Origin of the sequence: Chryseolinea soli (genome assembly GCF_003589925.1) — a bacterium.
Taxonomy (GTDB): Bacteria; Bacteroidota; Bacteroidia; order Cytophagales; family Cyclobacteriaceae; genus Chryseolinea; species Chryseolinea soli.
Map to the genome: position 1 here is coordinate 3,057,031 of NZ_CP032382.1, position 17,395 is coordinate 3,074,425.

Consider the following 17,395-nt stretch of genomic DNA (forward strand, 5'->3'; position numbering starts at 1 on the left):
CGGTTAAGGAAAATTAGTTGATCATGCTGGCTTCCACCGTGTTCTTCTCAGGTCTGAGTTGACGTACGGCGGCACCGGCTTGCCAGAGTTCGCTTTCGCGGAGTTCTTTCAGTTCTTCTGCCAGCTTCTCGCGGTAGTCGGGCTTGCTGCAAGTTTCGATGGTGCGTTTTGCTTCGGCGCCAGTGGCTACGCTCTTGTACAATTCCTGGAATACGGGAAGGGTAGCGGCTTTGAATTTCTTTTTCCAATCCAATGCACCGCGTTGTGCCGTAGTGGAACAGTTGGCATACATCCAGTCCATACCGTTCTCGGCGACGAGGGGCATGAGGCTTTGCGTGAGCTCTTCTACGGTTTCGTTGAAGGCTTCGGAAGGCGAGTGGCCGTTGGCGCGCAGCACTTCGTATTGTGCTTCGAAGATGCCGGCGATGGCACCCATCAACGTTCCTCGTTCGCCGCTGAGGTCGGAGTATACTTCTTTCTTGAAATCAGTTTCAAACAAATAGCCCGATCCCACGCCGATGCCAAGGGCAATGGCTTTCTGTTTGGCATTGCCGGTTGCGTCTTGGAACACAGCATAGCTGGAGTTGATACCCTTGCCTTGGAGGAACAGGCGGCGTACGGAAGTACCCGATCCCTTAGGAGCCGCTAACACCACGTCGATGTCTGCAGGAGGGATGATGCCGGTTTGTTCTTTGAAGGTGATGCCAAAGCCGTGCGAGAAATATAAGGTCTTGCCTTTGGTGAGGAAAGGTTTGATCGTGGGCCACAGGGCGATCTGTCCGGCATCGGAGAGCAGAAACTCGATAACGGTTCCGCGTTGTGCTGCTTCTTCGATCTCGAACAATGTTTTGCCAGGAACCCATCCGTGTTCAACCGCTTTGTCCCATGTTTTGGATCCTTTGCGTTGGCCAACGATAACGTTGAAACCGTTGTCGCGCAGGTTGAGGGCTTGCGCCGGGCCTTGCACACCGTAGCCTATAATGGCAATTGTCTCGTTCTTCAGTATGTCAAGTGCTTTTTCCATCGGGAATTCTTCACGGGTAACAACCTCTTCGATCGTTCCGCCAAAATTGATCTTTGCCATTTTGATTTATTGTTTAAGTTTTAATTTTTTACGTGTTGTGTTTTTTTGATCCGGATCGCTTCCGCGTTATACAACTTGTTCGTTGTGCTTGGCGCTCAATTCGCAATAGAGATCGCTTCCGGGATAGTAGATCGCATATTCCACTTCGATGAGCTTCTCCAGCTGGTGTTTCACTTTCTCCATCATGTCGGCCGTGGTGAACAGCAGCAGCACGGCCACCCCCATGCGAAAGTCGCCTTCCACTTCGTGGGCCACCAGTTTTTTGATCCTGATCCTGCGGCGATTCAGGATATTAACGATCCGGTTCAAAACCGAAAAGTTATTATCGGAATGTATTTCAAGGGTGAATTCCTGTTTCATAGTTATCGTGTTGGTCTCTAAAAGGGTGCGGGTGTGTATGGTCATAGCATTAGATCTTAGGAGCTTCCAAAAGAACATCGGCCACGCCGGCGCCGGCGGGAACCATGGGGAACACGTTGTCTTCTTTGCCGACAACCACTTCCAGGAAATAAGGCGTTTCCGCGGCGAGCATTTCTTTCAATGCGCCCTGAAGATCGTCGCGGGCCTCCACTTTGCGTGCGGGGATACTATAGGCTTCGGCCAGTTTCACGAAGTCGGGGTTCTGCATCTCGGTGAACGAATAACGCTTGCCATGGAACAGCTGTTGCCACTGGCGCACCATGCCCAGGAAGTTATTGTTCAACACAATGATCTTCACGGGAATTTTGTATTGCATAATGGTGCCTAATTCTTGCACGGTCATTTGATAGCCACCGTCACCGATCACGGCCACCACTTGTTTTGCGGGTGTGCCCAGCTTGGCACCCATCGCGGCAGGCAAGGCAAAACCCATCGTGCCGGCGCCGCCCGAGGTGACGTTGGTGCGGGGATCTTTGTATTGATAATAGCGCGAGGTCGTCATCTGGTGCTGACCTACGTCGGTCACGACCACGGCTTCTCCTTTTGTGAAATTGGAGAGGTGGTGAATGACTTCGGCCATGGTGAGTTTTTCGCTGGTGGGGAAAAATTCCTTGCGAACCACTTTGTCGTATTCTTCATCGTTCAGCTTTTTGAAGCTGGCGATCCATTCGGCGTGACGGTTGGCTTTGCACTTGGGCTGCAAGGCCGTCAGCGCTTCTTTCGCGTCGGCGTGAACGGCCACATCGGCCTTGATGATCTTGTTGATCTCCGCTTTGTCGATCTCGATGTGAACGACCTTGGCTTGCTTGGCATATTTGCTCACGTTGCCGGTTACACGGTCATCGAAACGCATGCCCACGGCGATGAGCACATCGCATTCGTTCGTGTTCAGGTTGGGGCCATAGTTTCCGTGCATGCCCAGGAAGCCGACATAATTCGGGTGATCTGTGGGGAAGGCACCGAGTCCAAGCAACGTGCTGGCTACCGGAATGCCGGTCTTTTCAGAGAAAGCGATCAATTCCTTTGTCGCTCCGGACAACAGGATGCCCTGGCCGGCGAGAATGTAAGGACGTTTGGCATTGTTGATCAATTCCGCAGCAGCGTCTACTTGCGTCGGTTGCAGCGTGGGTTTCGGTTTATAGGTGCGGATGCTCTCGCATTTTTTGTAGTCCGCTTCCTCGATCATCTCGTTCTGTGCGTTCTTGGTAATGTCTACCAGAACAGGTCCGGGACGGCCAGTGTTGGCGATATAGAAAGCGCGTGCTACGGCGGGTGCGATATCTTTGGCTTCCGTTACCTGGATGTTCCATTTCGTTACCGGGATGGTGGTGTTCACCACATCGGTTTCCTGGAAAGCATCCGTGCCCAACAGGTGCGCAAACACCTGGCCGGTGATGCAGACCAGGGGCGTGGAGTCGATGAGTGCATCGGCCAGGCCGGTCACCAGGTTGGTAGCACCGGGGCCGGAGGTGGCAAACACAACACCTGCTTTTCCCGACACGCGGGCAAAGCCCTGGGCGGCGTGGATCGCGCCTTGTTCGTGGCGCACGAGTATGTGTGTCAGCCGGTCGGCATAGTGATAGAGGGCATCGTATACCGGCATGATCGCTCCGCCGGGATATCCGAAGATGATGTCGGCGCCTTCTTCCACCAGGCTGCGAAGCAACACTTCGGAACCGGTGATCTTTTGTTTGGGTTGGGTTTCCGTCCCAACGGCAAGTTTAGTCTTCGTCAGTAACGCATCCATCTGCAGCAGTTTTTACGTGTTTGGCATACTTCCATAAAATTCCATTCTTGGCGTTCAGCGGTGGAGTCTTCCAGGCCGCTCTGCGTTTGGACAAGGTCGCATCGTCAACCAGCAGGTTGATCGTGTGACCCTGTACATCTATTTCAATCAGATCATTGTCTTCCACGAGGGCGATCACGCCGCCTTCATAAGCTTCGGGGGTGATGTGCCCGATGAGGAGGCCGTGTGAGCCGCCGGAAAATCTTCCGTCGGTGATCAGGGCCACGCTCTTGCCAAGACCCACGCCCATGATGGCCGAAGTGGGCTTGAGCATTTCCGGCATGCCGGGAGCGCCTTTGGGGCCTACGTAGCGGATCACCACCACGTCGCCGGGTTTTACTTTACCACTCTGGATGCCATCCACCAAAGCAAACTCGCCGTTGAATACGCGGGCGGGTCCTTTGAAGCGATCGCCTTCTTTGCCCGTGATCTTGGCTACCGATCCTTTGGCCGCCAGGTTTCCGTACAGGATCTGGAGGTGGCCCGTGGCCTTGATGGCTTTTTCGAAGGGCAGGATGATATCCTGTTTTGTGAAATCCAGGTCGGGGATACTTTCCAGGTTTTCTTTTACTGTCTTTCCGGTTACGGTGATGCAATCACCGTGGAGGAAGCCCTTCTTCAGCAAATATTTCATCACCGCGGGCACGCCGCCGATCTTGTGGAGGTCTTCCATCAAATATTTTCCGCTGGGCTTGAGGTCGGCGATGAGCGGTGTTTTGTCGCTGATGCGCTGAAAGTCTTCTTGTGTGAGCGACACGCCGGCGCACTTGGCCATCGCGATGAGGTGCAACACGGCATTAGTGGATCCACCCAAAACCATGACCACGGTGATGGCGTTCTCAAAGGCCTTCTTGGTCATGATGTCGCGCGGCTTCAGGTCGCGCTCCAGCAGGAGGCGGATGGCGTTGGCGGCCTCGATGCACTCTGCCGATTTCTCTTTGCTGAGCGCAGGGTTCGATGCCGAGAAAGGCAATGACATCCCCATCGCTTCGATGGCCGATGCCATGGTGTTGGCGGTGTACATGCCCCCGCAAGCGCCTGCGCCGGGGCAAGAGTTTTGGATGATGCCTTTGAAATCTTCCGGCGTAATGGTACCCGCCATTTTCTGCCCCAGGGCTTCGAAGGCGGAGATGATGTTCAGTTGTTGTCCTTTCCAGTGGCCGCCGGCAATGGTGCCGCCGTAGACCATGATGGAGGGCCGGTTCAAGCGGGCCATGGCCATCAAGGCGCCGGGCATGTTTTTGTCGCAGCCGGGAACGGCGATGAGGCCGTCGTAGTACTGCGCACCGCATACGGTTTCGATCGAGTCGGCGATCACTTCGCGGCTCACTAGCGAATAGCGCATGCCTTCGGTGCCGTTGCTCATGCCGTCGCTCACGCCGATGGTGTGGAAGATGAGACCTACGAGGTCTTTGGTCCACACCGCGGTCTTCACTTCTTCGGCCAGCTTGTTGAGGTGCATGTTGCAAGTGTTGCCGTCATAGCCCGTGCTCACAATGCCCACCTGGGCCTTCTTCAAATCTTCTTCCGTCAATCCGATCCCATACAGCATGGCTTGCGCCGCGGGCAGCGTGGGATCTTGTGTGAGGGTCTTGCTATACTTGTTCAGTTCCAAAATGTATCTGCGGTTTAATCGTAAAATCTTTAAAAACGGGTCGAGTGAAGTTATCGGTGGGGACAACTTCACCTCCCCGAACATCTATCTGGTTGTAGTTAGATGATGACGTAGCTGAAGGACTTCTCCAACACCTGGCATTTGTAGGCCTCTTGTACAGTGGCGCCCAGGCTTTCGTACCATTCCTTGCGGAAGGGCTTGGCGTCGATGGACTCGATGCCGGCGATCTCGGCCGCGGTGCCGCAGAGGAAGGCACTGTCGGCGCTTTCCAGTTCTTCAGGGCTGATATTTCTTTCCTTCACCGGGATGTCCAGTTCGCGGCAGATGTTGAGCACGGTTTGCCGTGTGATGCCGGGCAGGATGTGTCCCACGGGAGGGGTATACAACACGCCGTTCTTTTCCAGGAAGAAGTTCGCGCCGGGCGCTTCGGCCACGTTGCCGTTCATGTCGAGCATGAGGGCTTCGTCGTAGCCGCGTACTTTGGCTTCGCTGGTGGCGAGGATCGAGTTCACGTAATGGCCGGTGACCTTGGCTTCCATTTTCAGGGAGTTGGGGTTAGGGCGCTGGTAGGAGGAAACACAAAGCTTGAGCAGCTTGTCGCCATGGTATTTGTCCCATTCCCAGGCGCACATCATCAGGAACACATCCTGGGGTTGGGTGAGGGTCATGTTGGGACCACAGTAGACCAGCGGGCGGATATAGCTGTCGGAGAGGTTGTTTCTTTCGAGGAGTTGGTAAGCGATTTGAACCAGTTCTTCGGTTTCGTACTGAAAGGGAATGCCCACGAGCGCGCAGCTTTTGCGCAGGCGTTCGAAGTGTTCGAAGGCCTTAAAGATCTTGACGCCGTTTAGTGACTGGTAAGCACGGATGCCCTCGAATGCACCGAAGCCATAATGCAGTGTCTGGCTGTAGAGGTCGGTGTGAGCATCAACCGCTTTTATGAACTTACCATTCAAGAAAAGGATCGTGTCTTTCGTGTAATACATATAACAATTGTTAGTTTGTTTTAGCCTGTATAAAACAAAACCGCCCCGAGGCTATCGGGGCGGTTCGTGAGTTTTTAGTTCGTTATGCTATATCACCATCGCCCCTGCGGGTTTGACCACGATCACGACGATTAGAAGCAACAAAAACAGGGAAGCCATGGACCTTGAAAGGTTCATGCTGCGTTCTGATATTGTTGTTGAATTCGACATATAATTTTGTGCGAGTACAATGGTCACAAATTATCGACTAAGGTTCAAGTTATTTACCAAAAATATTTGAAATTTCATCAATAACGAATGTTAGCTACTCCGTACGGGTGTTAGTTAAGGGGTTAATTTTGCCTGTGGTGGCCGTTGTTTTTTGAGGTACGGAAGGGATGTTTTTTTGTTGTTTTGGGAAGGGCATCGCGTTGGAAAAAAAATTTAGGCGCAAAGGCGTCCTCCTTTGCTGGAGCTTCGGCGGGCAGGCAGGAATTTTTACGGTTTGAACGCAGACAATGGCGAAAAAGTCCAGTCGCATTTTATGAGAAAAACATCTTACTATCTACGATCAAAAAAGTTGTTGAGATAGCCTATTTTTTTGCTCTGCGCGAGAGATAATAATGCCACAAGAGCATCGTCGCCACGGTGCGGTAGGGCTGCCAGTTTACGGCGATCTCCAGCAGTTCTTCGCGGGTGGTTTCGACCGGGAGATTTTTCAAATGTTTTAACGCATTTACGGCGGCCAGATCGCCAATGGGAAATACATCTACCCGTTGCAACACAAACATCAGGTACACATCGATGGTCCAGTTGCCAACGCCCTTCAGTTGGTTCAGCGTGGCGCGTACATCGTCGTTGGATAATTTTTCTATCGCGGGCAAATGCACTGTTCCATTGACGATCGACTCGGCGAGGTATCGCACGTAGACGGTTTTTTGACGACTGAAGTAACACGCTTTGAGCTCCTCATCCGACAACACCAGAACGCCTTCGGGTGTTATTTCTCCCAGGCGTTCGCGCAGTTTGTTCAATGCGGCTAATGCTGAGGCCAGGGATACTTGTTGTTCCAGGATGATGTGTACCAGGCTTTCAAAAGTGTTGGGCCGTGTCCACATCGGTGGATAACCATAGGTCTGAATGACCGATGTCAGGTCCTTGTCGTTTGATGCCAGGGCATCACAGATTTTGTGGAAGTTGTCGGAAGAGAAGGTCGTGAACATGAATGAAAATGGGGTCAATAAAGTACTGGTACAAGATCCAACTTTCTACCAGAGTGTAGGATTTTTTCTGGAGTTTTCCAGGCGCAATAAAAACGATTTGTTCTCAAGACCGCCACCAAATCCAACTAATTTGCCCGAGTGCCCGATGACGCGGTGGCAAGGCGCAATGATGGAGATCGGATTTTTGTTTGCGGCCATCCCAACAGCGCGCACGGCGTTTGGACTGTCAATTTGTTTTGCGATCTCACCGTAGGTCCGGGTTTCTCCAAAGGGAATGGTCAACAACGCTTCCCATGTTTTTTTCTGAAACGGCGTGCCGATAAAATCCAGTTCGAGCGTGAAGGTTGTTCTTTTTTTCTCGAAGTATTCCGTCAGTTGCTTTTCGGTTTCAACGAGAATGGGGTGGTCATTGCATTCGGTGCTGTTTAGCGGTGCGCTTTGTGGATCGTCGCGCTGCCAGTGTACGCCGGCGAGACCTTTTTCGCTGGCGATGAGGGTTAACTCGCCTACGGGAGATTTTATTTTTTTATGATAATATCCTTCCATGCTTTATTTTTCAGGGATGTCCGCGATGAGTGGGGGCATCCTGCGGTGGATCATATTCCCTATACGTTCATTGCGGACTGAGGGGTGAATAAATTTAGAAATTTCCATTGAAAATATGGGTTCACCGGTTAGGGTAGAAAATTTAAGATGTTCCCTTCTATCGCTTGTTGGTGAAGAACACCAACAAGGGCGGTGGGGCGGTGAGGCGATAAAGTTAAATCGCGCAAAAAAAGGTCCCGGATGTCAGGACCTTTTCATGCCACGTCAGCGGGCAATGCCGGGAAGAATGGAATCTACTCCGACCGCAAACTTTTCGCAGGATTGGTGAGCGCTGCTTTGATCGATTGGAAGCTTACGGTCAGCAATGTAATCGCCAATGCGCCTGTGCTTGCCATGACAAAGACCCCCCAGGAAATGTTGATCCTGTATTGGTATTGTGCCAGCCAGTTGTTCATAAAATAGAACGATAAGGGAGTGGCCACAACACAAGAGATCGCGACCAGGAAAACAAAATCCTTTGACAGCAACCGCCACAATTCGGATACCGACGCGCCCATGACTTTGCGGATGCCGATTTCCTTGGTGCGTTGTTCGGCTACGAATGACGCCAGCCCGAAAAGCCCCAGACAACTGATGACAATGGCCAGGGTGGCGAAGACAAAGGCAATGTGGCCGATGCGCTTTTCATTGCTGAATTTTTTTCCAAACTCCTGGTCGGCGAAGGCGTATTCGAACGCGTTGGAAGGGTCGTATTTTTTAAAGACCGGTTCGATCTTCGCCAGGGCTTCCGTTGCACTGGCCCGCGGATTTAGTTTAAGGTTCACGATATTGTAGTTGATAAAAGAAATCCTATTGGACTTCAAAAAGAACATCATGGGCCTCACCGCTTCATAGGGCGACTGCGTGATCATGTTTTTGACAACTCCAATAATTTTCCACTCCCCGTTTTCACCCCACTTGATGACTTGGTCTATCGGATTTTGAAATCCAAGGTAGTCCACGGCGGCTTCGTTCACGATGAACCCGGAAGAATCGCTGGCAAAGTCTTTCGAAAAATCTCTTCCATTTTTTATTTGCCACCCGATGGTCTTCCCGAAATCGTGCGTGACGCCGATCGTTACAAATTCCTCGGCCATGTCCGGGTTTTTCCCTTGCCACTCGAAGCCGCTGTTGGTGGTGTAGATGTCCGTTATGGAACTTTCCGATGCGGCAATTTCTTCCACGACGCCGGTTTGTAAGAGATCGTTGCGCAAGACCTCAAAGCGTTTCATGATCTCTGCCGTTTTGATGGGCACCGATACGCAACCATTGATGGCATATCCGATCGGCCGGTCTTGCGCAAACCGGATCTGCCGGAAGACGATGAGCGTGCCCACGATGAGCGTGACCGAAACCGTGAACTGCACGACCACAAGCACCTTGCGCGGCACGGCGGCAAAACGGCCGGCGCTGAAAGCGCCCTTCAAGACTTTTGCCGGCTGAAACGCGGAGAGATACAAGGCAGGATAACTTCCCGCGATCAATCCCGTGACGATGGCAAAGGCGGTGCACGCAAACCAAAACCACGGCGCGCTCCAGGGTAGACCGATGCGTTTGCCGGAAACCTCGTTAAACCAGGGAAGAGCGAGTAGGACTACCATCAGTGAAAAGACAAAAGCGATCAGCGCGACCAATAGCGACTCCGTGAAAAACTGATTGATCAGCTGCGTGCGAACGGAGCCGATCGTTTTCCGGATGCCCACTTCCTTTGCCCGCTTTTCGGAACGCGCCGTGCTCAGGTTCATGAAGTTGATACAAGCCAGGAACAAAACAAAGCCACCGATGGTCCCCAGCATCCAAACGGATTGAATCCCACCACCAACCGATACGCCATCTTTAAAATCGGAATGGAGACGCCAGCGGCTCATGGGGTGAAGAAGCAGTTGGGGGTTTGATTTGTCGCGTTCTTCCGTAGACGTTCTCTTCAGCTTGGCGTCTTTGATCTTTGCCGACACAGCGTTCATGTCGGCGCCTTTGGTGACTTGCACAAAGCATTGAAACCAACTGTTGCCCCAACCCACCCGTTGTTCCAGCTCTGGGGCAATCAACCCCCAGGCCAGGATAACATTCAAATCGGAAAAGGAGGAATTGTCGGGCAGGTCTTCGTAGACACCCATTACCTTTACATCAAACCGGTTGTCGACCTGGAGGGTTTTCTCGATGGGATCGTCTTCACCAAAAAGAGCTTTTGCGGTGGACTGAGAAAGTAGGATCGCATTGAGGTCCTTCGGCCCTGGGGACGTTCCGCTCAACATTTTCAGCGTCAACATTTCTGCCAGTCCGGGCTCCATGAAGCAGCCGGATTTTTTCACGCTCTTTTCTTCATAAGAAAGTTTATGGCCTTCAGGGAAACTGCCGATCACGACATGATCGAAGTTGTCACCGTAGGTGTTCCGCAGTTCGGGACCCAGTTGCATGGCCTGGCTAAACCAGGTTTCCACCTGCCCATCGAAGGTTTGGTTCTGAACCACGCGCGCAATGCGATCGTAGTTCGTGAAATTTGTATCATACGACACCTCATCAAAAACCCAAAGGCCGATGAGCATCGCGGCGGCCATCCCAGTGGTGAGACCGCCGATGTTGATGAGGGAATAGCCTTTATTCTTTAAAAGGTTTCGCCAGCCGATCTTGAAGTAACTTTTGAACATAGCATATTGGTTTGCAGATTGAATTTCGTTTACCGGCCGGATCATGCTGGGCCTGAAAAGCAGAAGCACGTCGATGATGAACCGGATGTTCGCTCTTGTTTTGCCGGAAGTTTTTAATCGTTCGTCATAAAGTTCGAGCAGGTCTCCTTCGATGTATTTCCTTAGCGCGGGATGACAGAACCACCGGAAGAAACGGTGAAACAATTTTGGCGGTTCTTGGGGTTGTGTTTTCATAAAGGATGGCCCGACCCTGGGTTCAGAATTTCATGGAAGTACCCGGCGGAAGAATAAATTCCTATTCGTAGTATTAATAATTATGCCAAATGGAAAAAGGGCTAATCGGAGGGAATTGGGTGGGGGAGAGCCGAAGGGTTGTTCGCATTCGAACAAAAATTGCTCGGATCAGAGCAGGGAGTCAGGAGCCTGCCTGGTGGTTAAATATTTTTTCTTTGGGGGTATGGGTGGGCGTTGCTTTGTTACATTTGCGGGAATCCATCCCTTTGGATACGGGTGGTGTGATCTGAAAATCGGGTGATCAATAATCTCTTTGGTGAAATTTTATGCTGATAAAAAAACTTGCTGCGCCGCTTATTAATGAGAAGATACTGGGACAGGCTGAACATGTCTATGTGGCCACAGCGGGGATTTCGGAGCCGGCGTTTGATTTTGTGGTAGGAAGATTGTCGGTGAAATGTAAGGTAGAGATGGTGACGGGGCTGGATGCGTTGACGTCGCCGAATGTGTTGCGGCGGATCTGGGCGCAATTCCCGGACCGGGTGGCCGCGCGGATCTATGCGCGGAATTTCTTTCATCCGAACGTTTATATTTTTGATATGCCCTATCGCAAGGCGATCGCTTTTGTGGGGTCGGGGAGTTTTACACTGGAGGGGTTGAAGGACCACGAAGAAGTATTTTATAAGATCACGGACCCTAAAGAGATCGAAAATCTGAAATCGTGGTTTATTGGTTATTATGAATTCGCGGAACCGCTGACGGAAAGGATTATCCAGGAATACGAATGGGCCTACCCCGCGATGAAGCAACGCGATATCGTTTCGCGCCAGGAGAAGAAACAGTTTATGGAGCTGGCCAGCCACGCCTTTCAGTGGGACGGCATCCGTTTCAAACTTCAATATTTTAAAAAAGAAGATTACCACGCCTTTGCCAGCTCTAAGGCCTCCCTGCAAACCGAGGAAATTCAGGCGGAGAGAGCAGCCGTGCAAAACAAGCTCCTGGAGCTTCATGCGCTTGTAAAAAATCACGTGGCGGGATTAAAGATCCAGCGTGAAACGGAACCCAAACAAATCGGCAGCCTGGATCCGCTTCAACACGCCGACGGCAGGCTCCGATCGCTTTGGCTGTCCTATGGTGATGGGAATGATCATGAGCTTTTGCAACTGCAAGTGATCATTCGCCAGAAAGATGTTGGACTCTGGCTGGCATCCGCTCCCTTGAAACAAGGCGTTGAGGCCAGGAGATATTTTCGTGATCAAATGAAGGAAGCAGGCTACCGTGCAAATTTTTTCAAGTTGCTTGCTGCACTAGGTGCGGGATATTGGGTGGAGGTCGCTGGTGATGTGAGAGCAATCGAGACCTTTCCAAACGACGATGCGCTTTGGGAATTTACGAAGGGTGATGATGGGCGGTATTTTACTTTTAAAATTGGGAAGAATTATTCGCCTGGTGACCCGGAGATCAGCGCGGAGAGTATTGTGGCAACGACTGTGAAACAATTCGATAAGCTTGTTTTGTTGTATCGGCAGATGGATGATCCATTTGGATAGTGAAATAGGGATCCGTCGATTTACATTTCGGGTCTGTTCAGTCCATTTTGTGTTCAGGACAATACCCTGTACCTGATCTCAAACTGTTTCAAAAAAGTCTCAACGTATATCCACTCCGATTTCCAAATGTTGAACGTGTATTCATCGTCCACTGAATCCATGCCTTCAATGTCGCCGGTTTCCTCGCTGGTGTATCGTTGCAGATGCTCCAGGTTGGCTCGTCGCAGTCCCTTTTTTAACACCGCCACGGGCGTATAATAGCTGCGGTCTTCGCCGGAAACGAATTTGTCTAAATCCGAAGTCAATGTCACCCATTCCAACAAAATGCCTTGGTCATCTTCTGGCAAAGAGGCATAGATCTCACGCAATTCTTTTGCGGCGCGGATCAGCTTGTGCCCTGAACTCGGGGTTGTCACCGCGTCGACAAAATTGATTTTTCGAGTTCTTATTTCGTCTGTAATGGTCATTGTAATGGCGATGTTTGAATGATCGGGGTGTGGCGGAGGTGTTCAATTTTGTTCCCTTAAAGCGGCTTTCAGCTTACCGTATAAAGATGCTGTCAAGAGGGTAGCAAGACGTTACAATCGAATGTGAAAAAGTTGCATAACTTACTGATTGTATTCAATCATTTGTGCCGCAGCGTGCATACCAATCAATGTTGCCTGCGTGCTTTTCTGTCAAAGTTCCTTTATAAAGCAAACGATGCGATTTGCTTCTTTAAATCCGATTTTCTTATGAAAGTTTATACTGCTGAAATTATTCAGTTCCGTGTCTGAGGCAAGTTGTTTGCAACCTTTTTGCCTGCCCCAACTTTCGCCAGCAGCTATTAATTTTTTGCCGATGCCAAGGTTTTGATAATTTGGTTTTACATATAAGGCTTCCAGGTAGGCAACGGGTAATTCGGTCGCTCCTTCAACATAATCATTCCGAATGGTTAAATGGATAAAGGCTATGTAGATTTCTTGTTCCTTGATGAGGTAACAGATTTCATTCTTTGAGCCCAATATGTTTTTATAGTTTTCGTACTCTTCGTCAAATGCGCAATCCGGCCATAATTCCAAAACAAGTTCAGTTAGCGGTTTAATATTGTCCGCTGAAAGTGGTTCTATGTCCATTGTAGTCACTTTGAATTGTGTTGCCTTGTTTAATTTTATCCACGCCACTAAAATGCTTGAATAAACCATGGGGCACAACGCCATGGACAAAGGGAACGCCAAGGGCAAGGGTATCTCCTTTGCGCTTGGCGTTATGTGTTATTTGGCTGCTTAACTATCTCAAATACTCCACAATCGCATCCCTGATGCTCGTGAAAGTTTTGACGAGCATATCCTCGTCTTCCTCCAGCAGCGTTACGCGGAACCCTTGCAGTTCAGAACAGAACGATGAAATAGGAACCACGCAAACCCCTTTCGCCGCCAATAGGTAATAAACAAACCGTTTATCGAGCGCGATGTCTTTGCTGGGCGTTCCATCGGCATTGTTCACCCAACTCTCCACCAGCGCTTTGATCTGGGGATTGCTGATGGCGAGCGACTGCGTGGGCTTGAGGCTGCCTTCGCGGAAGATGATGGTATTGTAGAAAGCACCAAAGGTTTCGTTGAAGGTGAGCTGCGGCACGGTGCGCAGGATGTCTGAGATGATCTTGCTGCGGCGGCCGATGTTGGCGTTGGTTTGTTCGCGATAGCCTTTGAAGCGCGGGTCGCCGAAAATTTTCGGGATGGCGAGCTGCGGGAGCTTGGTCGAACACACTTCGATCATCTTGGCGTTGTCGAGGGCCTGGCAGAAGCGGTTGAAGTCTTCGTCTTTGTCGCGGTTGTAGTATTCCATCCAGCCGCAGCGAGAGCCGGGCCACGGCAACTCCTTGGAGATGCCCTTCATGGAAATGCCGGGCACGTCGCCGATGATCTCGGCCAGGGCGTGCGCGCGTGCCCCGTTATAGGTGATGTTGATATAGATCTCGTCGGCGAGCAAAAAGAGATTGAACTCCTTGGCGATGGCCACGATGCGTTGGAGGATCTCCAGCGGATAGACCATGCCCGTGGGATTGTCGGGGTTGATGATGAGGATGCCCACCACATTGGGATTGTACTTCACCTTGTTGTAGAGATCGTCGAGATCGGGATACCATTTGTTGTTGGGATCCAGTTTGTAGGTGAGCGGCTCGTGCGCGGCGTGGGCCGCTTCGGCGCTGCTGTGGGTGGAGTATGCCGGCGTGGGGCCGATGACGCGCGAGGTGCGCGAAATAAATTGATACGCTTTGGAGATGGCGTCACCGAGGCCGTTGAAGAAGCAGATGTCTTCGGCGGTGATCTGCACGCCGTTCATGGCGTTTGTTTGGCGCGCCAGGAACTCGCGCGTTTCCAACATGCCCTTGGAGGGACAATAGCTGTAGGTATCGTCCTGCTTCATCAGGTCGGAGATGATGTCTTTGATCCACTGCGGAAGCTTGTGGTGTTTTTGGATGGGATCGCCAATGTTCTCCCACGAGATGGTGACGCCCATCTTCTTTAACACGTCTGCCTTCTTCACGATCTCGCGGATCTCGTAGCTCAGTTCTTTGGCGCCTTCGCTCAATAATTTTTGTCGCATAAATAAAAAATCAAAAAAAATTCAGGGTCTAAAAGTAAACCTTTGCACGGCCTGCGTGAAGTGGCATGACAAAAAAATTACAGCCGACTAACGATAGTAAGCACTGCAAAGTAATAAAAAGAAAAGGGGTAGGGGGCCGGGCTTTACGCTCGCGTGCCGGGAGCGAGGTCCCACGCTTTGACCTGGCGGCGCAAGGTGCTGTCGTCGGTGTAGCCGAGGAGGGAGGCGATCTCTTGTTTTTTCAGGTTGGTGTTCAGCATTTCGGTGGCCAGCTCTTTGCGCAGTTGGTGCGAGAGGGCGCGATAGGAAGTGCCTTCGTCGGTGAGCTTGCGCTGGAGCGTGCGCGGTGTCATGGAGAGGTGCGAGGCCATGATCTCCAGCGCAGGCACTTGCCCATTGAAGTCGAAGAGCAGGAGGCTGCGGATCTTTTCGGGCAGGGTGTTCTCGTTCGACAATGCATTTTGTTTTTTCACCAGCATGGCATTGAACAACGCGAACAAAGACTTGTCGTAGCTGATGATGGGCGTGACATATTGTTCGCGGGTGATGGTGACGCCATTACGTTGGGCATTGAATTTTACAGGCGCGTGAAACACCCGTTCGTATTCCTGTGGTGCGCGCTTGGAGTAGGTGAACTCCACATAGACGGGCCGCAGGTTTTTCCCGGTGAGTCGGCTCATCTGCATGGCGAACGACGTGGCGGAAACGTCCACGGCCTGCCGCGCGCTCTCGGGATACTTTTTCTCATAGAGCGGTATCGGCTCAAAGCCGACATGCACCAAACCTTCGCTGAACTCGAGTTTATATTTGAAAATGGAGCTTATCGTCGCGTTGAACTTGACAATGGTGGTGAGGGCATCTTCGAGCGTCTTGCAGCTTTGCGAGAGATAGCCCAGCATGCCAAAAGCCGACGCGCCAATATGCTGGCCGATGTGGAGGCCCAGTTGTTCGTCGCCCGTCATTTCGACGGCGGGTACCCAGAAGTCGGCGGCGGCTTCCCAGTCCATGTGTTTCTCGGCCTCGGTGAGCACGTGGGGGTCGATGCCCATGCGCTGGCAGAGGGCCTGGAGACTGGCACCATGGGCGACGGCACCATAGATGAGGTCGCGCATGACGGATACTTGAACGGAATACATTGGCGTGAGAGGGTTTGGGATTGTCGCAAATTACACGGATCGAGGGGGGCTATGGTTTCGTGTTCATACCTAAAAAGAAAAAAAGAACATGAAACGATTTCTGAAGATTGCCGGCAAGATCGTGGGCGCCCTGGTGGCCATCGTCCTGGTATTTGTCGTCTATATCGAGGTTAGCTACAAACGTACGTTCCAGGCACCCCCTACCGGCATCACGGCAAGCCGGGATACGGCCGTGATCGCCCGCGGCCGCTATATTGTGAAAGGCCCCGCACACTGCTGGACCTGCCACGCCAGCAAGGAGGCCATCGCCCGGCAAGGCAACGACCCCGGTAGCGCTCCCATGAGCGGTGGCGTGGAGTTTAAGACGCCCGTGGCAACCTTCTACACGCCCAACCTCACCCCCGACCCGGAAACCGGTATCGGCCGCCTCAGCGACGAGCAAGTGGCGAGGGCCATTCGCTATGGCGTGAACCACAGCGACCACGCCCTGGCGCCCTTCATGATGTTCCAGTCGATGAACGATGAGGACCTGACGGCCGTGGTCTCCTATCTGCGGTCGACCCCGCCGGTGAAAAATGAAGTGCCCGAGCGGGACCTGAACCTGTTGGGGAAAATGATCTCGCGGTTCCTGCTTGAGCCTGACCTGAAGCCGGATGTGAAGCCGGCCGTGGCGCACGACTCTTCGGCCGTGTATGGCGAGTACCTGGTGCAGGCAATGGCAAATTGCCGGGCGTGTCATACGAAGCGCGATGAGACAGGCGCTTTTGTGGGGGAGCCATTTGCGGGGGGCAGTCCCATGGAAACGGAAACGGGTACATTCATCACCCCCAATCTCACGCCGCACGCCACGACAGGCCGCATCTATACGTGGACGCCGGAGCAGTTTGTGCAGCGGTTTAAATTAGGGAAAGGGCCGGAGGGGAGTCACATGCCGTGGGAGGCGTATTCAAATATGTCGGAGCAGGATTTGAAAGCGATCTATGCTTTTTTGAGAACGTTGAAGCCGGTGGATAATAAGGTGGCGAGTACGTTTGTTCCGAAGCGGATGGAATAGAGTTTGATCAAGGCGCTTTAATCATCGACACAGCATACGCGTAGTGTGTTGTGTTGATTTTTTAAACTTGGGGTACGCATGGGTTTCTTCGGTTCCAAGTGCAGTGATGGTGCGCCATGAAAATTGTGTGCGTTGATTTCGTTTGTGCTTGGCGCATTTTTTTTGGTTTGCTTTCCCCCAGTTTCACTGGGGGTTATGATGGGGAACCCCTACGGGGTTCGGGTGCACTTTTTTTGTGCGTTAATAATATGATTGTGCTGATGCGTAGCTTCAGGTTCACTGGGCGATGATGTTTATTTGGGATTTAGGTGCGGGTATTCTTGTTGGGGAAGCGTATTAAAACTTTACCGGATCTTTAAGAGGGGCCGGCCAGGGATAGAAATGGAAAGCCCGAAGTGTGTGGGCTGGAGCGTGGCCGGACTTGGAATGGATAGCCCGGCCCGAGGTACGAGGGGGCCGCCGATATTTCCTTTTTTGTTTCCGCTACTATTTTGTCTTCACTAATT

General features: G+C 51.8%; 14 protein-coding genes. 2 read left to right on the forward strand and 12 right to left on the reverse strand.

The window, feature by feature from the left end:
* Positions 1-13: 13 nt before the first annotated feature.
* The 8 genes from ilvC to D4L85_RS13230 form a co-directional block, all read right to left on the reverse strand.
* On the reverse strand, positions 14-1,084 hold the full coding sequence (ilvC, locus tag D4L85_RS13190) for a ketol-acid reductoisomerase (protein ID WP_119754745.1): 1,071 nt from the start codon (positions 1,082-1,084) through the stop codon (positions 14-16).
* Between the two features lie 66 nt (positions 1,085-1,150).
* On the reverse strand, positions 1,151-1,444 hold the full coding sequence (locus tag D4L85_RS13195) for an ACT domain-containing protein (RefSeq protein WP_119754746.1): 294 nt from the start codon (positions 1,442-1,444) through the stop codon (positions 1,151-1,153).
* Between the two features lie 49 nt (positions 1,445-1,493).
* Positions 1,494-3,251 carry a biosynthetic-type acetolactate synthase large subunit gene (gene ilvB / locus D4L85_RS13200; RefSeq protein ID WP_119754747.1) on the reverse strand — a complete coding sequence of 586 codons (1,758 nt, stop codon included), beginning with the start codon at positions 3,249-3,251 and terminating at the stop codon, positions 1,494-1,496.
* A complete protein-coding gene (ilvD, locus tag D4L85_RS13205) occupies positions 3,226-4,908 on the reverse strand; it encodes a dihydroxy-acid dehydratase (RefSeq protein ID WP_228450944.1) in 1,683 nt (560 codons plus the stop codon). The genes ilvB and ilvD overlap by 26 nt, the downstream gene beginning before the upstream one ends.
* A 95-nt stretch (positions 4,909-5,003) precedes the next feature.
* The gene (locus tag D4L85_RS13210; protein ID WP_073133401.1) at positions 5,004-5,891 is read right to left on the reverse strand and encodes a branched-chain amino acid transaminase; all 888 of its coding nucleotides are present in this window, start codon (positions 5,889-5,891) and stop codon (positions 5,004-5,006) included.
* 572 nt (positions 5,892-6,463) lie between these two features.
* Positions 6,464-7,093 (reverse strand): DNA-3-methyladenine glycosylase family protein, encoded by a 630-nt coding sequence (locus D4L85_RS13220; protein WP_119754750.1) that lies wholly within the window; start codon positions 7,091-7,093, stop codon positions 6,464-6,466.
* 45 nt (positions 7,094-7,138) lie between these two features.
* On the reverse strand, positions 7,139-7,639 hold the full coding sequence (locus tag D4L85_RS13225; RefSeq protein ID WP_119754751.1) for a methylated-DNA--[protein]-cysteine S-methyltransferase: 501 nt from the start codon (positions 7,637-7,639) through the stop codon (positions 7,139-7,141).
* A gap of 293 nt (positions 7,640-7,932) precedes the next feature.
* Entirely contained in the window at positions 7,933-10,560 is a 2,628-nt protein-coding gene (locus D4L85_RS13230) for an ABC transporter permease (RefSeq protein ID WP_174236155.1), read from the reverse strand.
* A gap of 326 nt (positions 10,561-10,886) precedes the next feature.
* On the opposite strand from D4L85_RS13230, the gene D4L85_RS13235 reads away from it, so the two are divergent.
* On the forward strand, positions 10,887-12,110 hold the full coding sequence (locus D4L85_RS13235; RefSeq protein WP_119754752.1) for a phospholipase D-like domain-containing protein: 1,224 nt from the start codon (positions 10,887-10,889) through the stop codon (positions 12,108-12,110).
* A gap of 53 nt (positions 12,111-12,163) precedes the next feature.
* Here D4L85_RS13235 and D4L85_RS13240 read toward each other — a convergent pair whose 3' ends face one another.
* The 4 genes from D4L85_RS13240 to D4L85_RS13255 form a co-directional block, all read right to left on the reverse strand.
* On the reverse strand, positions 12,164-12,577 hold the full coding sequence (locus D4L85_RS13240) for a hypothetical protein (RefSeq protein ID WP_119754753.1): 414 nt from the start codon (positions 12,575-12,577) through the stop codon (positions 12,164-12,166).
* 210 nt (positions 12,578-12,787) lie between these two features.
* Entirely contained in the window at positions 12,788-13,225 is a 438-nt protein-coding gene (gene aac(6') / locus D4L85_RS13245; protein ID WP_119758771.1) for an aminoglycoside 6'-N-acetyltransferase, read from the reverse strand.
* Between the two features lie 154 nt (positions 13,226-13,379).
* Positions 13,380-14,699 (reverse strand): pyridoxal phosphate-dependent aminotransferase, encoded by a 1,320-nt coding sequence (locus tag D4L85_RS13250; protein ID WP_119754754.1) that lies wholly within the window; start codon positions 14,697-14,699, stop codon positions 13,380-13,382.
* 143 nt (positions 14,700-14,842) lie between these two features.
* Positions 14,843-15,835: an AraC family transcriptional regulator gene (locus D4L85_RS13255; RefSeq protein WP_119754755.1), complete on the reverse strand. Its 993-nt coding sequence runs from the start codon at positions 15,833-15,835 to the stop codon at positions 14,843-14,845.
* A gap of 88 nt (positions 15,836-15,923) precedes the next feature.
* Here D4L85_RS13255 and D4L85_RS13260 point away from each other — a divergent pair, with 88 nt between their 5' ends.
* Positions 15,924-16,889 (forward strand): cytochrome c, encoded by a 966-nt coding sequence (locus tag D4L85_RS13260; RefSeq protein ID WP_119754756.1) that lies wholly within the window; start codon positions 15,924-15,926, stop codon positions 16,887-16,889.
* Positions 16,890-17,395 lie beyond the last annotated feature (506 nt).